Origin of the sequence: Bacillus changyiensis, assembly GCF_027706145.1 — a bacterium.
Taxonomy (GTDB): domain Bacteria; phylum Bacillota; class Bacilli; order Bacillales; family Bacillaceae; genus Bacillus; species Bacillus changyiensis.
Genome location: NZ_JAQFWW010000002.1, coordinates 387,071 through 408,509, shown reverse-complemented (window position 1 = coordinate 408,509; position 21,439 = coordinate 387,071). Strand labels below are relative to the sequence as shown.

The window sequence follows — 21,439 nt, the reverse complement described above, 5'->3', positions numbered from 1 at the left end:
GAATCCCAGTGAAGATTAACCAATATGGAACACAATCAATTAATCCTTATCATAAATCTTTTGAAAAACAAACATCACCAGCTCAATCAGCAGCTCAGCAGGAGGATAAAGTTGAAATTTCTGCAAAAGCAAAAGAGCTGCTGAAAAGTCCTGATTTAATGCGAGAACGCCAAGAAAAAATTGCTCAGTTAAAAGCAGCCATTGAAAACGGCACATACAAAATAGATCGTACAAGTATAGCTGAAAAAATGGTTAATTTTTATAAACAGCAATAAAGGAAGAAGGAGGCATATTAGTGAAACAGGTGATTAGAGAGCTGGAACGTCTTTGTAAATTACATGAGCATCTGTTAACATTGTCTGAACAAAAAACGGAAGCACTGAAGAACAATGAAATTAAGCAGCTTTCAGAGATTGTGACAAAAGAACAAAAGTATGTTCAGGCGATTGAAGAGACAGAAAGGTTGCGTATTGAAGCAACAGCTGCATGTCTTGGCCACTCCGATGCTACCATTAACAAATGCATCAGTGAAGCGGAAGACAGTGAAAAACCGGTGTTAGAACAGCTGTTTACTAAACTTTCACAGCTACTGATCCGTTTAAAAGATGTCAATGCTTTGAATAAGCAGCTGACTTTTCAATCACTGCAATTCATATCACTGACATTTGATATGCTTCTTCCGAAAGAAGGAAATACGAATTATGGAAAACCGCAAGAGCCAGTCCAAACGGGCGGTTCCAGCCGGCTTTCTCTTTTCGATTCAAAGGCTTAGAACGGAGGGAAAGAATTATGACAATACCAACTTTTATGGGATTGGAAATTGCCAAAAGAGGACTGTCCGCCCAACAGGCTGCTTTAAGTGTTACATCAAATAACATTTCAAATGCCAACACTGAAGGGTATACAAGACAACGTGTTGGTTTTAAAGCGACATCCCCTTATCCAACGGTATCAAGGAATGCTGTCGAACTTGCAGGGCAAATGGGAACAGGTGTTGAAGTTGGTTCAGTTGAACGAGTAAGAGACAGTTTTCTTGATTATCAATATCGATTGCAAGGCACAAATGCGGGTTACTATACCACGAAAGTCGATGCTTTCTCACAAATGGAAGGCATTATGAATGACCTAGATAACACCGGTTTAAACAGTGTGCTTAATTCATTTTGGAATTCTATTCAAGAATTGACGAACAATGCTAATGAGTCAAGTGCTCGTTCTGTTGTTGCGCAAAAAGGGCAGGCAGTTGCTGAGACGTTTAATCATTTGTCAGAGTCATTGAGCATTGTGAAAACTAATTTAGGTGATCAGCTTGAACAGGATGTTATGACGATCAATTCATTGCTGTCCCAATTGAATGGTTTGAACGAACAAATTGCAAAGGTTGAGCCAAACGGTTATCTGCCAAATGATTTGTATGATAAGCGTGATCTTTTACTTGATCAGCTCTCTTCAAAAGTTAGTATTAAAGTCAGCTATACGAAAACAGGTGGTCATTCACTTCCAACTGCGGAAGGGCTTGTTTCTGTTGAAGTTCTAGGTAGTAATGGTTTGCCCCTTGGGAAAATTCTTGACGGTCCAACTTTTACAGCTGAAAATGTCAAAGCGAACTATGATAGCACGACAGGTCTTGTTACAAGCATATCACTAGGGGCGACCAACGTTGCTGCAGATGCGTTTACAAGTAAAGGGTCTTTGTTGGGTTTAGTCGAATCATTCGGATACATGTCTGGTGGTAATGAAAAAGGAACATATCCACAAATGCTTGCAAACCTTGATGAAATAGCGCTTGCTTTTGCTGACGCATTTAATACTGTTCATCAAAATGGAGTGACTTCTACAGGTGCTCCGGGCGGTGCTTTCTTTGAATTTGCCGGTGGAGGCATACCGACAAAAGGAGCTGCAGCTAAGATCAAAGTGGCCGATGATATCCTCAGTTCTAAAGGGGGAAATATCGCTGCTTCACTCAATGGTGAAACAAGTGATAACTCAAATGCAACCAATTTGGCGGCTGTTTTCACAAGCAAAATGACAATTGGAGGAAAAACGGCTAGTGTTATGGATTATTACGCTGGTATTGTCGGAGAGATGGGTGTTCAAGCTCAGGAAATGAACCGTATGGCGAAAAATACAGAAACACTTCTCAATTCAGCTGAATTGAACCGCCAGTCAACGAGTGCTGTTTCTCTTGATGAAGAAATGGCAAACATGATTCAATTTCAGCATGCTTATAATGCAGCGGCACGGATGATCACGCTACAGGATGAAATCCTTGATAAAATTATCAACGGCATGGGTGTCGTGGGAAGGTAGGTAAGGCTTAATGCGGATAACCCAAGGGATGATCGCAAAAAACTCTTTGCGTTATATCAGTTCTAGCTATGGAAAATTGGATCAGCTTCAATCCCAGATTGCTTCGGGCAAAAAGATTACAAAAGCATCAGACGATCCGATTGTTGCGATGAAAAGTTTGAAATACAATACACAATTATCCCAAGTAAAGCAATATCAAAGCAATGCTTCACAAGCTTTTACTTGGCTTGAAAATACAGAGACAAACATTACAGAAGCCACCGATGTCATGGGGAAAATCAGAGAACTTGCTGTTAAAGCTGAAAATAGCACAAATGGTGATGCGGAATTACAGGCGATTGGAGTTGAAGTCGGCCAACTGAAGGAACAGCTGATTCAAATTGCTAATACGCAAGTAAATGGGCGTTATATTTTTAACGGAACAAACTCGGATGTTGCCCCAATTGTAGAAAGCGGTGGTGTTTATACGTATAACTTTGAAAGTTATACAAGCACATCTGATGTAAATGTCAATGTTTCCAGTAATGCAACATTAAAAGTGAACTCAAACCCAATTTCAGCTTTTGGCGGTCAATTAGGAAATGGACAAAATGTTTTTGAAATGATTGATTCCTTAGAGACAGCTTTGAAATCAGGGTCTTTGGGCGGAATGACCACCATTTTATCTGATATTGATCAGTTCACGAACACGATGAGTGCAGAGCGCTCAGATGTCGGTGCACGCTATAATCGCCTTGAATTAATCAATACTCGGTTAAATGTGCAGGAAGAGACAGCGACAAAAGTGTTATCAGATAATGAAGATGTTGAGCTTGAAAAAGTGATTTCAGACTTTGTAACACAGCAAAGTGTTCACAGAGCATCACTTTCTGTCAATGCAAAAATTGTTCAGCCAACATTAATTGACTTTTTAAGATAAAAGCGACTCTTTCGTGAGTTGCTTTTTTTTCAACAAAAGGAGGTAACCAAAATGCAGCTGCCAAGGCTGATAATGGAAAGCGTACCGGCACGAATTGGTTTAACAACTACTCCGGCAAAACTAGAGATGGAACAGCCTCATGCTGATATGGAAATTGAGCAGCCTCATGCTGAACTGGACATATCTGTTAAACCTTCAAAACTGACGATTGATCAGACAAAAGCCTGGGAAGACTTAGATAGGAAGCATATTTTTAAAAGAATTGAAGAAGCTGCCCAACAAGGTCAGCAAGATTGTATTGACGGAATCGCGCGCACTGCCGAAGAAGGTGACGAATTAATGAGAATTGAAAATGGTGGCGAACCGATTGCAGAACAAGCGAGAAGAAACAGTGAACCAGAGCCTGTTCAAATTGGTATTCATTCTTCACCTACTTTTTCAAGGGTGAAAATTGAGTATACACCATCAGAAGTAGATATTAAGGCGACACCACATAAACCGGTGATTAAATTTACACCGAATAAACCAGTAGTCGACTATACGCCAGGTAGTGTGAAAGTTGACATGCTTCAATATCCCGAGTTAAAAATAGATGTGGAATATCCAAAGCCAAAACAATAGTAAAGGATCGTGAATAATGATCATTAAAACGAAGTATCATGGAGAAACGAATATTAATGAAAACCAAATTATTGTCTTTGAAAGTGGACTGCCTGGATTTAAAGATGAAAAAAAGTTTGTCATTTTGCCGCTGTCAGAAGATTCGCCATTTCTTGTTCTCCAATCGACTGAGATGGAAGAGCTCGCTTTTATCGTGACAAGTCCGTTTGTCTTTTTTAAAGATTATGCCTTTGATCTTGATGAAGCGACAGTTGAGTCTCTCAACATTGAAGCTTCTGAAGATGTAGAAGTGATGACGATTTTAACAATTGAAGATCCATTTGAAAAAACAACTGCAAATTTAATGGCGCCAATCATTGTCAACCGTAAACAAATGCTAGCTAAACAAGTGATTTTACCAAACTCTCCATATCAAACGAAACATGCGATAGGAGGGGGAGCATGCTAGTCTTATCTCGCAAGCTTAATGAAGCGATTAAAATTGGTGACGATATTGAAGTCAAAATCATCGCTGTTGAAGGAGATCAGGTGAAAATCGGTATTGATGCTCCGAAGCGAATTGATATTCATCGCAAAGAAATTTATTTGGCCATTCAAGAAGAAAACAACCGGGCCGCATCTTTTTCAAGTGATCTCTTAACGAAGTTATCTTTACAAAAAGGTGAGGAATAATACAGAGCTGATATTTAATTCTTTTTTCGATTATAAAGCTGGCAGTTTGGTCTTTTTTAAAGGACCAATTTGCCGGCTTTTTTAATTTGGAGTAGTATTGAATGTTTATGTGGTTGCCAGACAAATAAAGGTACTTAAAGAGCAGGTTTTTGAATATTTATCAGTTCTTAGTAAAGCCTCGTTTCACACAGAACAATAATTTAACAAAAAAAGAGAAGTTTTTCTATTTTTATTCTAAACATTTCCTTCTTCGCTCCGATATAGAAATATGTAACAGTCAGAAAGAGCTCACTGAATGCTACAAACTGCACATGGAAGTGCAATTAGAACACATTTACCTTTCAAGGAGGAAATGAAAATGAGAATTAACCACAATATTGCAGCGCTTAACACACTGAACCGTTTAGGTTCAAATAATGGTGCCAGCCAAAAGAACATGGAGAAATTGTCTTCAGGTTTACGTATCAACCGTGCTGGAGATGATGCAGCAGGTCTAGCGATCTCAGAAAAAATGAGAGGCCAAATCAGAGGTTTAGAAATGGCATCTAAAAACTCTCAAGATGGTATCTCTTTAATTCAAACAGCTGAAGGTGCATTAACTGAAACACATGCGATTCTTCAACGTATGCGTGAACTTATGGTCCAAGCGGGAAATACAGGAACGCAACAAACTGAAGATCGTACTGCAATCCAATCTGAAATAACTGCGTTGATCGACGAAGTGAATGGCATTTCAACCCGGACTGAATTCAACGGTAAAAAACTGTTGGATGGCACTGTAGCAACAGCAGGAGGATTTACATTCCAAATTGGTGCGAATGCTGGTCAACAGTTAACAGTTAATATTGATAGCATGGCGGCAGGATCATTAGGTACAACTGTAAAAGTTAGTGACCTTAACGCAGCAGATTTTACGACTAATACATTTGATAACCAACTAAAAGGTATTGATGAAGCGATCAACACTGTTTCGAAACAACGTGCTAGCCTAGGAGCGGTACAAAACCGTCTTGAACATACAATCAACAATCTTGGTGCAGCATCTGAAAACTTAACAGCAGCTGAGTCTCGTATCCGTGATGTAGACATGGCGAAAGAAATGAGCGAGTTCACAAAGAACAACATTCTTTCTCAAGCGTCTCAAGCAATGCTTGCACAAGCAAACCAACAACCGCAAAGTGTTCTTCAATTATTGCGTTAATTAATGCTTACTTTTTTGCGGCACTATAGTTAACAAAGTGTATTTTTACTTAAATATATATTGAACTTAGTTATATATAAGACCTATCAAGGAGGAAATTCAGGATGAGAATTAACCACAATATCGCAGCGCTTAACACACTGAACCGCTTAGGTTCAAATAATGGTGCCAGCCAAAAGAACATGGAAAAACTTTCTTCAGGTTTACGTATCAACCGTGCTGGAGATGATGCAGCAGGTCTAGCGATCTCTGAAAAAATGAGAGGCCAAATTAGAGGTCTAGAAATGGCATCTAAAAACTCTCAAGACGGTATCTCTTTAATCCAAACAGCAGAAGGTGCATTAACTGAAACACATGCAATTTTGCAACGTATGCGTGAACTAACTGTTCAAGCTGGAAACACAGGTACCCAACAAACTGAAGATCTTGAAGCAATCAAAGCAGAAATGGATGCGCTTAAATCTGAAGTTGACGGCATTTCAACCCGGACTGAATTCAACGGTAAAAAATTGTTAAATGGTAGCTTTGCATCTGGAACAGAAGATCTTGTTCTTCAAATTGGTGCAAATGCTGGACAACAATTAAAAGTTAATATTGATAGCATGGCATCAACAGCTTTAGGAAGTGCAACGGTAAAAGTGAATGATCTAGACGTCACAAAATTTGCTACTACTTCTTTTGATGACCAACTAAAAGGTATTGATGCAGCGATCAACAGTGTTTCTAAACAGCGTGCTAGCCTTGGTGCAGTGCAAAACCGTCTTGAACACACAATCAACAACCTTGGTGCAGCATCTGAAAACTTAACAGCAGCAGAATCTCGTATTCGTGATGTAGACATGGCGAAAGAAATGAGTGAGTTCACAAAGAACAACATTCTTTCTCAAGCGTCTCAAGCGATGCTTGCGCAAGCAAACCAACAACCGCAAAGTGTTCTTCAACTATTGCGTTAATAGAAATTAGGAAAAGATCTTGGTATTTTGCCAAGGTCTTTTTTTAGGCGTTGTCCTGAAAGTAGTGTGCATTTATAAAAATAGGGGAATTTACTTGCTTTTCGCGAGCGTTCCCGAGTCTCCTCTGAGCTCGTTGGGGTATCGCGATAACTTCTGATGCAGTTTATAAAGAATTTTTTAGACAGCTGGTGGTAATTTATTGTTATCTAAATGTTGAATTAGTCTTGTTTTATTTACATGAGTTTGTGCAGGCAACCATTATAATGAATTTTGGATATTGGCAGCTACTATCCTTCATTTTTAATGTGAATCTATGAAGCAAGTCCTTTTAATTAATTGATTACTGTCCTCGCCTGTAAAGCTGATAGCCAGTTTTGACTGGTTTTTGGTCAAACAACTCCTTCCAATGCAGGAAGGTTTTTATCATGAAAAAGGTTGTTTTCACCTCCGATATAAAAAGTGTAGCAGGCAGGAAGCGTAGCCGACCTAAATGTTACAAAATATGCACATGGACGTGCAAACATATTTCAAGGAGGAAATACAAATGAGAATTAACCACAATATCGCAGCGCTTAACACACTGAACCGTTTGTCTTCAAACAGCAGTGCAAGCCAAAAGAACATGGAGAAATTGTCTTCAGGTTTACGCATTAACCGTGCTGGAGATGATGCAGCAGGTCTAGCGATCTCTGAAAAAATGAGAGGACAAATTAGAGGTTTAGAAATGGCTTCTAAAAACTCTCAAGATGGTATCTCTTTAATTCAAACAGCTGAAGGTGCATTGACTGAAACACATGCGATCCTTCAACGTATGCGTGAACTAACTGTTCAAGCAGGAAACGTTGGAACACAACAAGCTGAAGATCTGACTGCAATCGATGCAGAGATGGATGCATTAATCCAAGAGATTGACGGAATTTCAACGCGTACTGAATTCAACGGTAAAAAGTTGTTGAATGCTTCTGTTCCAAGTTTCACCTTCCAAATTGGTGCAAACGCGACCCAACAACTGAATGTTACGATTGGTAATATGGGTGCTACTGCTCTTGGAGTTGATGCTGCAACCATCGATGTAACAACTTTGACAGCAACACCAGCAAACTTTGACACTTACGTTGCCGCTATTGATACTGCGATTACAACTGTATCTACTCAACGTGCAAACCTTGGTGCGGTACAAAACCGTCTTGAACACACAATCAACAACCTTGGTGCAGCATCTGAGAACTTAACAGCAGCTGAGTCTCGTATCCGTGACGTTGACATGGCGAAAGAAATGAGTGAGTTCACAAAGAACAACATTCTTTCTCAAGCATCTCAAGCAATGCTTGCACAAGCAAACCAACAACCGCAAAGCGTTCTTCAATTATTGCGTTAATCAATACTGGAAAAGATCTTGGTATTTTGCCAAGGTCTTGTTTTATTTAAAAGAGTTCGTACTGGAAGCTCATTTTGTCAAGAAGTTGATGATGGATTCAATTAGATTAAATATATATATGGATATCAGCCATTATAAGTAGTCAAAGTTATGATTTTTGAAACAACCATCTGGGGATTATTTGCTATTTAAATTAGATCCATCACGACTTAAATCTTTGTATAACTGGTTACCACTGAAAACTGATTTTCTGCTAGTTCTGACGTGAATTTTTTTAGGGGAATTTGTTCCGGTTTTACTATAGTGCATATTTCCAACTTAGGAATGTTTTTATCATAAAAGAAGTCTATCAATTTCCGATATAAAGTATGTAACAGGCAGGAAGGGCGACCGACCTGAATGCTACAAAATAAGCACAAGGACGTGCAAACACATTTCAAGGAGGAAATAAAAATGAGAATTAACCACAATATCGCAGCGCTTAACACGTTGAACCGTTTGTCTTCAAATAATGCTGCTAGCCAAAAGAGCATGGAGAAATTGTCTTCGGGTTTACGCATTAACCGTGCTGGAGATGATGCAGCAGGTCTAGCGATCTCTGAAAAAATGAGGGGACAAATCAGAGGTCTAGAAATGGCTTCTAAAAACTCTCAAGATGGTATCTCTTTAATTCAAACAGCTGAAGGTGCATTGACTGAAACACATGCGATCCTTCAACGTATGCGTGAACTAACTGTTCAAGCAGGAAACGTTGGAACACAACAAGCTGAAGATCTGACTGCAATTGATGCAGAAATGGATGCATTAATCCAAGAGATTGATGGAATTTCAACGCGTACTGAATTCAATGGTAAAAAGTTGTTGAATGCTTCTGTTCCAAGTTTCACCTTCCAAATTGGTGCAAACGCGACCCAACAACTGAATGTCACAATTGGTAATATGGGTGCTACTGCTCTTGGAGTTGATGCTGCAACTATCGATGTAACAACTTTGACAGCAACTCCAGCTAACTTTAACACATACGTTGCCGCTATTGATACTGCGATTACAACTGTATCTACGCAACGTGCAAACCTTGGTGCGGTACAAAACCGTCTCGAGCATACAATTAATAACCTTGGTGCAGCATCTGAGAACTTGACAGCAGCAGAGTCTCGTATCCGTGACGTAGATATGGCGAAGGAAATGAGCCAGTTTACAAAGAACAACATTCTTTCTCAAGCGTCTCAAGCAATGCTTGCGCAAGCAAACCAACAACCGCAAAGCGTTCTACAATTATTGCGTTAATCAATACTGGAAAAGATCTTGGCACTCTGCCAAGGTCTTTTTTTTGCCGTTCTTGACTTTCAAAACAAGGTTGTAAAAACGTTTTGTTGGGAAGTCAGCTAAATGTTAGAAAAAAAATAGCGTTTTTTATTTTTTTAGCTAAACATTTCCTGTTCAATTCCGATATAACAGATGTAACAGTCCATCTGGCTGTTACAGATCATGCACATGGACGTGCAAACAAACACTCAAGGAGGAATTACATAATGAGAATTAATCACAACATTGCGGCGCTTAACACGCTAAACCGTTTATCTGCAAACAACGGTGCAAGCCAAAAGAACATGGAGAAATTATCTTCAGGTTTACGTATCAACCGTGCTGGAGATGATGCAGCAGGTCTAGCAATCTCTGAAAAAATGAGAGGGCAAATTAGAGGTTTAGAAATGGCTTCTAAAAACTCTCAAGATGGTATCTCTTTAATCCAAACAGCTGAAGGTGCATTAACTGAAACACATGCGATCCTTCAACGTATGCGTGAACTAACTGTTCAAGCCGGTAACGTTGGAACACAACAAACTGAAGATCTAACTGCGATCGATGCAGAAATGGATGCATTAATTCAGGAGATTGATGGGATTTCAACACGTACTGAATTCAATGGTAAAAAATTGTTGAATGGTACTGTTCCTAGTTTCACATTCCAAATCGGTGCAAACGCGACCCAACAACTGAATGTCACAATTGGTAATATGGGTGCTACTGCTCTTGGAGTTGATGCTACAACTATCGATGTTACTTCTTTGTTAACGACTCCACCAAACTTTAACACTTACATTGCCGCTATTGATACTGCAATCACAAATGTATCTACGCAACGTGCAAACCTAGGTGCGGTACAAAACCGTCTCGAGCATACAATTAATAACCTTGGTGCAGCATCTGAGAACTTGACAGCAGCAGAGTCTCGTATCCGTGACGTTGACATGGCGAAAGAAATGAGTGAGTTCACAAAGAACAACATTCTTTCTCAAGCATCTCAAGCAATGCTTGCGCAAGCAAACCAACAACCGCAAAGCGTTCTGCAATTGTTACGTTAGTCAATTTAAGAAAAGAGATCTTGGTATGTTGCCAAGGTCTTTTTTATGTCAGTTTAACTTATTTGCCGACAAAGTTTAAAGTCTGGATGAGTCTATTAATTAAAATGTAAGTATAACTTCACCTCTCTTTTAATTACCTGCAATGCCAATGTGTTTTTTTATGTGTACTTCTTTCCAAGGTAGGAAGGTTTTTATCATAAAAAAGTTTATGTTCACTCCGATATAAAGAATGTAACGGGCAGGAAGGCGGCCAACTGGAATGCTTCAAAACATGCACATGGATGTGCAAATAAACACATTTCAAGGAGGAATTTAACATGAGAATCAATCATAATATCGCAGCGCTTAATACGCTGAACCGTTTGTCTTCAAACAGTGCAGCTAGCCAAAAGAACATGGAGAAATTATCTTCAGGATTACGCATCAACCGTGCTGGAGACGATGCAGCAGGTCTAGCAATCTCAGAAAAAATGAGAGGACAAATTAGAGGTCTAGAAATGGCATCTAAAAACTCTCAAGATGGTATCTCTTTAATCCAAACAGCAGAAGGTGCATTAACTGAAACACATGCAATCCTTCAACGTATGCGTGAACTAACTGTTCAAGCAGGAAACACAGGTACACAGCAAACTGAAGATTTGACTGCGATTAAAGCAGAGATGGATGCACTGATCGGTGAAGTAAATGGCATTTCAAGCCGTACTGAGTTCAACGGTAAAAAATTGTTAGATGGTAGCTTTGCATCTGGAACAGGAGATCTTATCTTCCAAATTGGTGCAAATGCTGGACAACAATTGACAGTGAATGTTAACAGTATGGCAGCAGCAGATTTAGGTACGACTGTAACTGTTAGTGCACTTGACGTAACAAACTTTGCTGGGACTTCTTTTGATAACCAACTTACAGGTATTGATGAAGCGATTACCCAAGTTTCTACGCAACGTGCTCAACTTGGTGCGGTACAAAACCGTCTCGAACATACAATCAACAACCTTGGCGCAGCATCTGAGAACTTAACAGCAGCAGAGTCTCGTATCCGTGACGTAGATATGGCGAAGGAAATGAGCCAGTTTACAAAGAACAACATTCTTTCTCAAGCGTCTCAAGCAATGCTTGCGCAAGCAAACCAACAACCGCAAAGCGTTCTACAATTATTGCGTTAATCAATACTGGAAAAGATCTTGGCACTCTGCCAAGGTCTTTTTTTTGCCGTTCTTGACTTTCAAAACAAGGTTGTAAAAACGTTTTGTTGGGAAGTCAGCTAAATGTTAGAAAAAAAATAGCGTTTTTTATTTTTTTAGCTAAACATTTCCTGTTCAATTCCGATATAACAGATGTAACAGTCCATCTGGCTGTTACAGATCATGCACATGGACGTGCAAACAAACACTCAAGGAGGAATTACATAATGAGAATCAACCACAACATTGCGGCGCTTAACACGCTAAACCGTTTGTCTTCAAACAACAGCGCCAGCCAAAAGAACATGGAGAAATTATCTTCAGGATTACGCATCAACCGTGCTGGAGATGATGCAGCAGGTCTAGCAATCTCTGAAAAAATGAGAGGGCAAATCAGAGGTCTAGAAATGGCTTCTAAAAACTCTCAAGATGGTATCTCTTTAATCCAAACAGCTGAAGGTGCACTAACTGAAACACATGCGATCCTTCAACGTATGCGTGAACTTATGGTTCAAGCGGGAAACACAGGTACACAACAAGCTGAAGATCTAACTGCGATCGATGCAGAAATGGATGCATTAGTAAGTGAAATTGATGGTATTTCAAGCCGTACTGAATTCAACGGTAAAAAATTGTTAGATGGTAGCTTTGCATCTGGAACAGGAGATCTTATCTTCCAAATTGGTGCAAATGCTGGACAACAATTAACAGTGAATGTTGGAAGTATGGCATCAACAGTTTTAGGAAGTGCAGCGGTAAAAGTTAGTGCACTTAACGTAACTGATTTTACTACTAATAATTTTGATGCTCAACTTGCAGGTATTGATGCAGCGATTGGTCAAGTTTCTACTCAACGTGCAAACCTCGGTGCGGTACAAAACCGTCTTGAACACACAATCAACAACCTTGGTGCAGCATCTGAGAACTTAACAGCAGCAGAGTCTCGTATCCGTGACGTTGACATGGCGAAAGAAATGAGTGAGTTCACAAAGAACAACATTCTTTCTCAAGCGTCTCAAGCAATGCTTGCACAAGCAAACCAACAGCCACAAAGCGTTCTTCAATTGTTACGTTAATAGGCTTTATAAAGACTTTGGCGTTTTGCCAAGGTCTTTTTTTATGTTTCGCTACAATTTATACTAAAGATCTGTTTTCTGATCAAAACAAGTTTTTAAAAAATATTCAATATACTTGGCGTTTTGCCGATATAAATTTTAGATATAGGATAGGAGATGGTAAAAATTGTCGATCGGAAGACTGACATCTTTTCAACCTATTATTGATGCTTATAAGACACAAATCATGAATCAGCAGCGAGATGAAACGAAACAGGTACAGCAGCCTGCTTCAAATAAAGTCTCATATGAGCAGCTTGAAAAGACTGTGCAAGGGGCAAATAAACTAATGGAACCTTCACAAGTTCACCTTAAGTTTGAACTTCATGAAAAACTTGGTGAATATTATGTGAAAGTTGTCGACAATCAAACAGAAGAAGTCGTTCGAGAGATTCCTCCTAAACATTGGCTTGATTTTTATGCGGCTATGGCAGAGTTTATGGGGTTAATTGTCGATAAATCAACATAGAACAGGAGTGATTGATAAAATGGTCATGAGGATTTCAGGGTTAGCTACAGGAATGGATATCGATGATATCGTCAGCAAATTAATGCAAACGGAACGTGTCCCACTTGATAAATTGGCACAAAAGAAACAAATGTTAGAATGGCAGCGTGACAGCTATCGTGATGTGAATAAGAAAGTGAAAGAACTTCAGGATTCAATATACTCGATGCTCCGTCCGAGCACATATGGTGCAAAAAAAGTGACAAGCTCTGATGAGTCAGCAGTAACAGCAACAGCCACAACAAGCTCCGCTTCAAGCACGATCAAGATTAATCGATTAGCAACTGCGGCAACTTATAAGTCAGCTGATATTTCAGGTTACACAGGCAGTGATCAAACATTAACCTTCAATGTGACTGCTCCTGGAGAATCTACCGCTAAAGCAGTAAATATTACTGTTGCCAGTACAGATACATTGGATAACATCGTTTCTAAAATCAATACATCAGGTTTAGGTGTAACCGCCATTAAAGATAAAATATTTAATGGAACGGAATACGTCGAAACAATCGCCTTCACTTCGAAAACGACAGGAGCAGGCGGCAGTATTCAAGCAGGTGATGCTGCAACAGCTACTTTTATGACAAGTCAGCTCGGATTTGCGCTAGATGCTGATAACAAGATGGTCGCCAGTCAAACGGGGCAAAACGCAGAAGTTGTCATTAACGGTTTACAAATGGAGAAAACATCCAACAATTTCACGGTCAATAATGTCACATATTCACTGAAAAATACAACTTCAACTGCTGTATCAATTGATGTTTCTACAGATGTTGATGGGGTATATAATAAAATTAAAGAGTTTGTAACAAAGTATAATGATCTTGTTGATACTGTAACCGGTAAATTGCATGAGAAAAAATACAGAGATTTTCGACCGCTGACAGCCGAACAAAAAGAATCAATGAAAGATAAAGAGATCGAACTTTGGGAAGAAAAAGCAAAAAGTGGACTGCTAAGAAATGACTCGATCTTAAGCAGTGGTACGAACAAAATGCGGACGGACTTTTACTCGAATGTCTCTGTAAATGGAGAATCTCTTCAGCTGACACAGTTTGGAATTAACACTTCAAAATTGTATAATCAACGTGGTCATTTAGAGATAGATGAAGAAAAACTGAAAGCGAAAATTCAAGAAGATCCCGAAAAGGTGGCTAGCCTCTTTACAGCAGGCACAAGTACTTCGAACTATGATGAAAAAGGGATTTTGTGGCGTCTTCAGTCTTCATTAACAGATACAAAGAAACTGATTGAAGATAAAGCTGGAAACACACTCATGCCAAATACTCAATCTTCAATCGGAAAAAATATAAGAAATGTTGAATCTGATATGTCATCTTTACAAAATCGTTTGACAAAGATTGAAAATCGCTATTATGCGAAATTTACGGCGATGGAAAAAGCGATTCAAAAGATGAATGAGCGATCGGCTTATCTGTCACAATTGCTTGGACAATAATCGTAACCTGGAGGATTAACAATGGCTTTAAACAATCCATATGTAGCTTATCAGCAAAATTCAATTACCATGGCAAGTCCTGGTGAATTGACGCTCATGTTATATGACGGTTGTCTTAAATTTATGAAATTGGCGAAACAGGCGATTGAACAAAAGGATATCGAGAAAAAAAATACAAATTTGATTAAAGCACAAAACATTATCCAAGAGTTAAATTTGACCTTAAACAAAAAGGTTGAAATGGCTGGATCAATGGGTGCAATGTATGACTATATACATCGTCGTTTAATTGAAGCGAATATTAAAAATGATAAAGACATTTTGACGGAAGTCGAAGGTTATGTAAAAGACTTACGCGATGCCTGGAAACAGGCCCTTCAAATTGAACGACAAGGGCGCTTCGGATCAGGCGGGCAAGCATAATGAACAGAATAAAGCTGTTATTAAGTGAAACCGAGAACATACTATCCGAAATAAAGGATATTCCTGAAAGTGATGAGCTGCTCCAGAGGATTGAAGATTATCTTGAGAAACGTGAAGGCTTGATTGATGAGATCAAGCCGCCGCTTTCTCATGAAGAAAAGCTGCAGCTGGAGCAAGTCGTTAAAATGGAGCCATTGATCATGACTGAACTGAAAAGACTGAAGGAGGATATCAAAAAAGAGCTGATTCAAGTAAAGAAAAAGCGTGCTTTGCATCAAACGTACGTAACGCCATACCAAAATGTGACGATTGACGGCACATATTATGACAAGCGTAAATAGGTGATGTCTTTGACAAAAACTGAAGATTATATGCTCTTGTCCACCTATTATCAGCTTCTCTTTACAATTGAGGAAGGGCTTTACTATTTAATTGAGGCAGATCGGAATTTGTCAAAAACGGAAGGTGAACGAATTTTTAATGATCTCATCTATGCGTTTTTTCATCTCGATTCATCACATTCTGTTCTTCTTGCGATAATGCAGGGGAACAGTATACAAGCCTCTATCCGTTTATTTGACAGAGTTTTCAGTGATTTTGACAGCTTGATTGATCGCTCTTTTCCTTCTTCCGAATTTCAAGATTATTTACAAAACCGCTTTTTACCACTGTATCAACAATGGATGGAGAGGGTTCATCAATCTATGAAGCCGTATGTCATTCATTAACACTCAACAGTCGTGACCTTGGAATGAAACAAATTTCGCCAAAAATCATGTTTTTTTCACATGATTTTTGCGTCCTAAGCAGGAGTTTAGTAGGGATAAGGCGAAATGTATTAACATATCCTTAATATAAAGGAGGCGTTCTTTTGATGAGGTACAACGTCAGAGGAGAAAACATTGAGGTAACAACAGCGTTAAGAGAACACGTCGAGAAGAAAATTGGAAAGCTAGAACGTTATTTTGAAAATAACGTTGATGCGAATGTTCACGTCAACTTAAAGTTCTATAATGATCAGGAATCAAAGGTCGAAGTGACAATTCCAATGACAGACCTCTCTCTCCGTGCAGAAGTTCATCATGAAGATATGTACAATGCAGTCGATCTTGCAACAAGCAGATTGGAACGTCAAATCCGCAAACACAAAACAAAAGTAAACCGAAAATTTCGTGAAAATGGCTTCCCTAAGTATTTGTTTACGGAAGAAACAGGCGTTGCAATAGCTGATGAGGAGACCGATGAGGTACCTCAGATTGTCCGGCAAAAACGGTTTAATTTAAAACCGATGGACAATGAAGAAGCGATTTTACAGATGAATATGCTAGGCCACAACTTCTTTGTATTTACGAACGCCGAAACCAATCTAACCAATGTCGTTTACCGGAGAAATGACGGAAAATACGGTTTGATTGAACCGAATGAATAAAAAATAAACTCACAACTCCTCTCCTCGGATTTTTCGGGAGAGGTTTTTTTTATTCCTCATATGGCAAATTGTTTGGAATTAACAAAAGGTGTGATATGATAGAGGATATATAAATTTACTGTTTACAATGTTAAACAAGGATATTAACAGAGGAGCGTTATTCTATGCTTGGAATTTTAAATAAAGTGTTTGATCCGACAAAACGCACACTCAGCCGTTATGAAAAGAAGGCAAATGAAATTGACGGACTTAAGCAGAAGATGGAACAACTTACTGATGAGGAGCTCAAGAAGAAAACCACTGAGTTTAAAGAGCGGCTTGAAAATGGCGAAACTGTAGACGAGCTTTTAGTTGAAGCCTTTGCAGTCGTCAGGGAAGCCTCTCAGCGTGTAACAGGAATGTTTCCATTTAAAGTTCAGTTGATGGGTGGTATTGCACTCCATGAAGGAAACATTGCAGAAATGAAAACAGGTGAAGGTAAAACATTGACTTCGACGATGCCTGTTTATTTAAATGCCCTCTCCGGTAAAGGTGTTCATATTGTCACAGTCAACGAATACTTGGCGAGTCGTGATGCTGAAGAAATGGGCCAGATCTTTCAATTTCTCGGTTTAACGGTTGGCTTAAATTTAAACAGTCTTTCTAAAGATGAGAAACGTGAAGCATATGCTGCTGATATTACGTATTCCACTAACAATGAACTAGGTTTTGATTATTTACGGGATAACATGGTTCTTTATCAAGAGGAAATGGTTCAACGTCCACTTCATTTTGCTGTCATTGATGAAGTTGACTCCATCTTAATCGATGAAGCGCGAACACCGCTGATCATTTCGGGGCAAGCGGCAAAATCGACCAAACTCTATGTGCAGGCTAATGCGTTTGTTCGTACATTAAAACAAGAACAAGACTACACATATGATATTAAAACAAAAGGCGTTCAGCTCACTGAAGAAGGAATGACAAAGGCTGAAAAAGCGTTTGGGATTGAAAACCTATTTGATGTGCGCCATGTAGCATTAAACCATCATATTGCTCAGGCACTTAAAGCACATGCAGCAATGCATAACGATGTTGATTATGTTGTGGAAGACGGACAAGTTGTCATTGTCGATTCCTTTACAGGTCGTCTAATGAAAGGTCGACGCTACAGTGACGGACTTCATCAAGCGATTGAAGCGAAGGAAGGTCTGGAAGTTCAAAATGAAAGCATGACACTTGCAACGATTACATTCCAAAACTATTTCCGCATGTATGAAAAACTAGCTGGTATGACGGGTACAGCGAAAACAGAAGAGGAAGAATTCCGCAACATTTATAACATGCAGGTTGTGTCAATTCCAACCAATATGCCGATTGTCCGTGATGACCGCCCTGATTTAATCTATCGCAGTATGGAAGGGAAATTTAAAGCTGTGGCAGAAGATGTCGCTCAGCGATATATGACAGGGCAGCCTGTTCTTGTCGGGACAGTTGCGGTCGAGACATCTGAATTAATTTCAAAACTACTTAAGAATAAAGGGGTTCCTCATCAAGTTTTAAACGCTAAAAACCATGAACGTGAGGCACAGATCATCGAAAACGCTGGTCAAAAAGGTGCGGTGACGATCGCGACAAACATGGCCGGACGGGGAACAGATATCAAGCTTGGAGAAGGTGTGAAAGAGCTTGGTGGTCTTGCTGTAATTGGTACTGAGCGCCATGAATCACGTCGGATCGATAATCAGTTGCGTGGACGTTCAGGACGTCAAGGTGACCCTGGTATTACTCAATTTTATCTTTCAATGGAAGATGAATTAATGAAACGGTTTGGAGCAGAACGGACGATGGGAATGCTCGACCGCTTTGGAATGGATGATTCTACACCGATTCAGAGTAAAATGGTCTCAAAAGCGGTTGAATCTTCGCAGAAACGTGTCGAAGGAAACAACTTTGATGCTCGTAAACAGCTCTTGCAATATGATGATGTACTCCGCCAACAACGGGAAGTCATCTATAAACAGCGCTTTGAAGTGATTGATTCAGAGAACCTACGCTCCATTGTTGAAGGAATGATCCAGTCTTCTCTTGATCGGGCTGTCGCTTCATTCACACCGAAAGAAGAATTACCTGAAGACTGGAATCTGGAAGGTCTTGTCGAATTGATCAATGCGAACTTCCTTGATGAAGGCGAACTTGAAAAAAGCGATATTTACGGCAAAGAACCAGATGAAATGACAGAGCTTATCTTTGATCGTATCAAGACAAAATATGACCAAAAAGAAGAAAGATATGGCCCTGAGCAGATGCGCGAATTTGAAAAAGTAATCGTTCTTCGCGAAGTGGATACGAAATGGATGGACCACATTGATGCAATGGATCAGCTTCGCCAAGGTATCCATTTACGCGCCTATGCTCAAACAAATCCGTTACGCGAATATCAGCTGGAAGGCTTTGCAATGTTTGAAAACATGATCGCTGCCATTGAAGATGATGTCGCAAAATATGTGATGAAGGCTGAAATTGAAACCAATCTTGAGCGTGAAGAGGTTGTGAAAGGACAAACAACAGCCCATCAACCAAAAGAAGGCGAAGAGGCTAAACAAGCTAAGAAAAAACCTGTGCGTAAAGTCATCGATATTGGACGAAATGACCTTTGTTATTGCGGAAGTGGAAAAAAATTCAAAAATTGCTGCGGAAGAACAGAATAAAAAGAGGTGAGCGCCTCTTTTTATTTTGAGTTGTTTTAATATTGAATGAGGTGAAGATTAATGGAATTAACTGAAATTAGGCAAGAACTTGAAAATATGGCTTCTCGATTAGCTGATTTTAGGGGGTCTCTTTGACCTCGAAGCAAAGGAAGCAAAAATTAGCGAACTTGAAGAACAGATGGCTGACCCTGGTTTTTGGGGAGATCAGCAAAAAGCACAGACCATCATAAATGAAGCGAATGCTTTAAAGGATTATGTTAACACATATAAAAGCTTAAGCGAATCACATGAAGAATTACAGATGACACATGATTTGTTAAAAGAAGATCCTGATGATGAATTACAAGCTGAGCTCATCACTGAGTTGAAAAGTTTGACGAAGCAATTTAATGAGTTTGAACTTCAATTATTGTTAAGTGAACCATATGACAAAAACAATGCTATTTTGGAACTTCATCCGGGGGCCGGCGGTACCGAATCACAAGATTGGGGTTCAATGCTTCTCAGAATGTATACAAGATGGTCTGAGCGTCGCGGTTTTAAAGTGGAGACACTTGATTATCTTCCGGGTGATGAAGCGGGAATCAAGTCTGTAACACTTCTCATTAAAGGGCATAATGCTTACGGTTATTTAAAAGCCGAAAAAGGTGTCCACCGTCTTGTGCGAATTTCTCCGTTTGATTCGTCTGGACGCAGGCATACTTCATTTGTTTCATGTGATGTGATGCCAGAATTCAATGAAGAAATTGATATTGAAATTCGAACAGAAGATATTAAGGTAGACACATACCGGGCCAGTGGAGCCGGGGGACAGCATGTCAATACGACAGACTCGGCCGTCCGAATTACCCACCTACCGACAGGTGTCATCGTCACTTGTCAAACAGAACGTTCGCAAATTAAAAACCGTGAACATGCGATGAAAATGCTGAAATCAAAACTGTATCAGCGGCGCATTGAAGAGCAGCAGGCACAGCTTGATGAAATTCGTGGAGAACAAAAAGAGATCGGTTGGGGAAGCCAGATCCGTTCATATGTTTTCCACCCCTATTCACTTGTCAAAGACCATAGAACGAATACGGAAATGGGGAATGTACAAGCTGTGATGGATGGAGACATTGATATCTTTATTGATGCTTATTTACGTTCAAAACTATCTTAAACAGACAAATGGACTATTCGAAGCCAGTGGAGTTTTCTTCACTGGCTTCATTTTTGAAGATATGGTTCATGCTTTATTTGAGTAATACGTTATTAGGCTGTTATTTACTAAAGACTTGCAAAATGCTATACTCTCGATTGGTAAAGATTTGGGTGGGAGATGATCAACATGTCATGGGGTAAAGTTGTCTTAGGCTTGCGTGAGTACATATATATTCTCGTAGGTTCAGCAATCGTTGCTGTTACATTTAATATGTTTTTGCTTCCCAACCAGATTGCAGCAGGTGGAGTCAGTGGGATCAGCACGATTTTACAGTCTTTCGGTTTTGAAGCGGCATATGTACAATGGGGATTGAATATTCCCTTATTTGTAGCGGGAGTGCTTATTCTCGGCGGGAAATTTGGGATAAAGACGCTTGTAGGATCTGTGTTCCTTCCGTTTGTCGTTTATCTAACACGGGATATCAGTCCGGCAACACATCAAGCTCTATTGGCTGCCATATTTGGCGGAGTGGGGATCGGAGTGGGGATCGGGATCGTTTTTCTTGGTCGAGGATCTACAGGAGGGACAGCACTCGCTGCGCAGATCATCCACAAGTTTTCAGGGCTCTCCCATGGTAAATGTTTGGCACTAATTGATGGAACCATTGTTATAGCAGCTATATTTGTTTTTAATATTGAACAGGGACTATATGCGATTCTTGGTGTTTACATATCAAGCAAAACCATCGATGTCATTCAAGTTGGTCTTAACCGTTCTAAAATGGCAATGATTATTACCAATCGTGAAGAAGAAATCAAAAAAGCCATTTTGGCGAAAATTGACAGAGGCATGACGAAAATTTCTGCTGTCGGTGGTTATACAGATGATGAACGTCCGATTTTGATGTGTGTTGTCGGTCAAACTGAATTCACAAAGCTGAAACAACTGGTGAAACATATTGATGAATCAGCATTTGTCATTGCAATGGATGCTTCAGAAGTCCTTGGAGAGGGTTTCAAACGGGGGTAATAATCGGTATAATAGGATTGATCTGTCAGGAGGAGTTGACT

At 39.6% G+C, this 21,439-nt stretch carries 23 protein-coding genes; all 23 read left to right on the top strand.

The window, feature by feature from the left end; translation table 11 throughout:
- Positions 1-8 precede the first annotated feature (8 nt).
- The 23 genes from flgM to PDT38_RS09225 all read left to right on the top strand — a co-directional run bounded on the left by flgM (position 9) and on the right by PDT38_RS09225 (position 21,398).
- Positions 9-275 (top strand): flagellar biosynthesis anti-sigma factor FlgM, encoded by a 267-nt coding sequence (gene flgM, locus PDT38_RS09335; RefSeq protein WP_270800789.1) that lies wholly within the window; start codon positions 9-11, stop codon positions 273-275.
- A 14-nt stretch (positions 276-289) separates the two neighbouring features.
- Complete coding sequence (locus tag PDT38_RS09330) at positions 290-772, top strand: flagellar protein FlgN (protein WP_270801713.1); 483 nt, start codon at positions 290-292, stop codon at positions 770-772.
- 17 nt (positions 773-789) lie between these two features.
- Positions 790-2,310 carry a flagellar hook-associated protein FlgK gene (flgK, locus tag PDT38_RS09325; protein ID WP_270800787.1) on the top strand — a complete coding sequence of 507 codons (1,521 nt, stop codon included), beginning with the start codon at positions 790-792 and terminating at the stop codon, positions 2,308-2,310.
- A gap of 10 nt (positions 2,311-2,320) precedes the next feature.
- Positions 2,321-3,229 carry a flagellar hook-associated protein FlgL gene (gene flgL, locus PDT38_RS09320; protein ID WP_270800785.1) on the top strand — a complete coding sequence of 303 codons (909 nt, stop codon included), beginning with the start codon at positions 2,321-2,323 and terminating at the stop codon, positions 3,227-3,229.
- 51 nt (positions 3,230-3,280) lie between these two features.
- Entirely contained in the window at positions 3,281-3,850 is a 570-nt protein-coding gene (locus tag PDT38_RS09315) for a DUF6470 family protein (RefSeq protein ID WP_270800783.1), read from the top strand.
- 16 nt (positions 3,851-3,866) lie between these two features.
- The gene (gene fliW, locus PDT38_RS09310; protein WP_270800781.1) at positions 3,867-4,298 is read left to right on the top strand and encodes a flagellar assembly protein FliW; all 432 of its coding nucleotides are present in this window, start codon (positions 3,867-3,869) and stop codon (positions 4,296-4,298) included.
- Entirely contained in the window at positions 4,292-4,522 is a 231-nt protein-coding gene (gene csrA / locus PDT38_RS09305) for a carbon storage regulator CsrA (RefSeq protein WP_172298135.1), read from the top strand. The genes fliW and csrA overlap by 7 nt, the downstream gene beginning before the upstream one ends.
- Before the next feature lie 358 nt (positions 4,523-4,880).
- The gene (hag, locus tag PDT38_RS09300) at positions 4,881-5,723 is read left to right on the top strand and encodes a flagellin Hag (RefSeq protein WP_270800779.1); all 843 of its coding nucleotides are present in this window, start codon (positions 4,881-4,883) and stop codon (positions 5,721-5,723) included.
- Positions 5,724-5,827: 104 nt separating this feature from the next.
- The gene (gene hag / locus PDT38_RS09295; RefSeq protein ID WP_270800777.1) at positions 5,828-6,676 is read left to right on the top strand and encodes a flagellin Hag; all 849 of its coding nucleotides are present in this window, start codon (positions 5,828-5,830) and stop codon (positions 6,674-6,676) included.
- Between the two features lie 544 nt (positions 6,677-7,220).
- Entirely contained in the window at positions 7,221-8,054 is an 834-nt protein-coding gene (hag, locus tag PDT38_RS09290) for a flagellin Hag (RefSeq protein ID WP_270800775.1), read from the top strand.
- Positions 8,055-8,507: 453 nt separating this feature from the next.
- Positions 8,508-9,341 (top strand): flagellin Hag, encoded by an 834-nt coding sequence (gene hag / locus PDT38_RS09285; RefSeq protein WP_270800773.1) that lies wholly within the window; start codon positions 8,508-8,510, stop codon positions 9,339-9,341.
- Positions 9,342-9,586: 245 nt separating this feature from the next.
- On the top strand, positions 9,587-10,420 hold the full coding sequence (gene hag, locus PDT38_RS09280; protein WP_270800771.1) for a flagellin Hag: 834 nt from the start codon (positions 9,587-9,589) through the stop codon (positions 10,418-10,420).
- A gap of 317 nt (positions 10,421-10,737) precedes the next feature.
- On the top strand, positions 10,738-11,583 hold the full coding sequence (gene hag, locus PDT38_RS09275) for a flagellin Hag (RefSeq protein ID WP_270800768.1): 846 nt from the start codon (positions 10,738-10,740) through the stop codon (positions 11,581-11,583).
- 245 nt (positions 11,584-11,828) lie between these two features.
- Positions 11,829-12,677 carry a flagellin Hag gene (gene hag / locus PDT38_RS09270; protein WP_270800766.1) on the top strand — a complete coding sequence of 283 codons (849 nt, stop codon included), beginning with the start codon at positions 11,829-11,831 and terminating at the stop codon, positions 12,675-12,677.
- Between the two features lie 166 nt (positions 12,678-12,843).
- On the top strand, positions 12,844-13,185 hold the full coding sequence (flaG, locus tag PDT38_RS09265; RefSeq protein WP_270800764.1) for a flagellar protein FlaG: 342 nt from the start codon (positions 12,844-12,846) through the stop codon (positions 13,183-13,185).
- A 19-nt stretch (positions 13,186-13,204) separates the two neighbouring features.
- Complete coding sequence (locus PDT38_RS09260) at positions 13,205-14,683, top strand: flagellar hook-associated protein 2 (protein ID WP_270800760.1); 1,479 nt, start codon at positions 13,205-13,207, stop codon at positions 14,681-14,683.
- A gap of 21 nt (positions 14,684-14,704) precedes the next feature.
- Positions 14,705-15,106 carry a flagellar export chaperone FliS gene (gene fliS, locus PDT38_RS09255; RefSeq protein WP_270800756.1) on the top strand — a complete coding sequence of 134 codons (402 nt, stop codon included), beginning with the start codon at positions 14,705-14,707 and terminating at the stop codon, positions 15,104-15,106.
- Complete coding sequence (locus PDT38_RS09250) at positions 15,106-15,447, top strand: flagellar protein FliT (protein WP_270800754.1); 342 nt, start codon at positions 15,106-15,108, stop codon at positions 15,445-15,447. Before fliS ends, PDT38_RS09250 begins: the two co-directional genes overlap by 1 nt.
- A gap of 9 nt (positions 15,448-15,456) precedes the next feature.
- Positions 15,457-15,834 (top strand): hypothetical protein, encoded by a 378-nt coding sequence (locus PDT38_RS09245; RefSeq protein WP_270800752.1) that lies wholly within the window; start codon positions 15,457-15,459, stop codon positions 15,832-15,834.
- 146 nt (positions 15,835-15,980) lie between these two features.
- Positions 15,981-16,535 (top strand): ribosome hibernation-promoting factor, HPF/YfiA family, encoded by a 555-nt coding sequence (gene hpf / locus PDT38_RS09240; protein ID WP_270801711.1) that lies wholly within the window; start codon positions 15,981-15,983, stop codon positions 16,533-16,535.
- 164 nt (positions 16,536-16,699) lie between these two features.
- Positions 16,700-19,225 (top strand): preprotein translocase subunit SecA, encoded by a 2,526-nt coding sequence (secA, locus tag PDT38_RS09235; RefSeq protein WP_270800749.1) that lies wholly within the window; start codon positions 16,700-16,702, stop codon positions 19,223-19,225.
- Positions 19,226-19,285: 60 nt separating this feature from the next.
- Positions 19,286-20,387, top strand: a protein-coding gene (gene prfB, locus PDT38_RS09230) for a peptide chain release factor 2 (protein ID WP_270800747.1) whose coding sequence is annotated in 2 segments (ribosomal slippage) — positions 19,286-19,357 and positions 19,359-20,387 — 1,101 coding nt in all. Because the reading frame shifts where the segments join, the coding sequence is not laid out codon by codon here.
- A gap of 168 nt (positions 20,388-20,555) precedes the next feature.
- The gene (locus PDT38_RS09225) at positions 20,556-21,398 is read left to right on the top strand and encodes a YitT family protein (protein WP_394356247.1); all 843 of its coding nucleotides are present in this window, start codon (positions 20,556-20,558) and stop codon (positions 21,396-21,398) included.
- Positions 21,399-21,439 lie beyond the last annotated feature (41 nt).

Bases quoted from the DNA above. Each gene is read 5' to 3' on its own strand.
- hag (WP_270800779.1), top strand. From the start codon at position 4,881: ATGAGAATTAACCACAATATTGCAGCGCTTAACACACTGAACCGTTTA.
- hag (WP_270800777.1), top strand. From the start codon at position 5,828: ATGAGAATTAACCACAATATCGCAGCGCTTAACACACTGAACCGCTTA.
- secA (WP_270800749.1), top strand. From the start codon at position 16,700: ATGCTTGGAATTTTAAATAAAGTGTTTGATCCGACAAAACGCACACTC.
- hpf (WP_270801711.1), top strand. From the start codon at position 15,981: ATGAGGTACAACGTCAGAGGAGAAAACATTGAGGTAACAACAGCGTTA.
- hag (WP_270800773.1), top strand. From the start codon at position 8,508: ATGAGAATTAACCACAATATCGCAGCGCTTAACACGTTGAACCGTTTG.
- hag (WP_270800766.1), top strand. From the start codon at position 11,829: ATGAGAATCAACCACAACATTGCGGCGCTTAACACGCTAAACCGTTTG.
- csrA (WP_172298135.1), top strand. From the start codon at position 4,292: ATGCTAGTCTTATCTCGCAAGCTTAATGAAGCGATTAAAATTGGTGAC.
- PDT38_RS09225 (WP_394356247.1), top strand. From the start codon at position 20,556: ATGTCATGGGGTAAAGTTGTCTTAGGCTTGCGTGAGTACATATATATT.
- hag (WP_270800775.1), top strand. From the start codon at position 7,221: ATGAGAATTAACCACAATATCGCAGCGCTTAACACACTGAACCGTTTG.
- hag (WP_270800771.1), top strand. From the start codon at position 9,587: ATGAGAATTAATCACAACATTGCGGCGCTTAACACGCTAAACCGTTTA.
- PDT38_RS09250 (WP_270800754.1), top strand. From the start codon at position 15,106: ATGAACAGAATAAAGCTGTTATTAAGTGAAACCGAGAACATACTATCC.
- flgL (WP_270800785.1), top strand. From the start codon at position 2,321: ATGCGGATAACCCAAGGGATGATCGCAAAAAACTCTTTGCGTTATATC.
- PDT38_RS09315 (WP_270800783.1), top strand. From the start codon at position 3,281: ATGCAGCTGCCAAGGCTGATAATGGAAAGCGTACCGGCACGAATTGGT.
- flgK (WP_270800787.1), top strand. From the start codon at position 790: ATGACAATACCAACTTTTATGGGATTGGAAATTGCCAAAAGAGGACTG.
- hag (WP_270800768.1), top strand. From the start codon at position 10,738: ATGAGAATCAATCATAATATCGCAGCGCTTAATACGCTGAACCGTTTG.
- fliS (WP_270800756.1), top strand. From the start codon at position 14,705: ATGGCTTTAAACAATCCATATGTAGCTTATCAGCAAAATTCAATTACC.
- fliW (WP_270800781.1), top strand. From the start codon at position 3,867: ATGATCATTAAAACGAAGTATCATGGAGAAACGAATATTAATGAAAAC.
- PDT38_RS09260 (WP_270800760.1), top strand. From the start codon at position 13,205: ATGGTCATGAGGATTTCAGGGTTAGCTACAGGAATGGATATCGATGAT.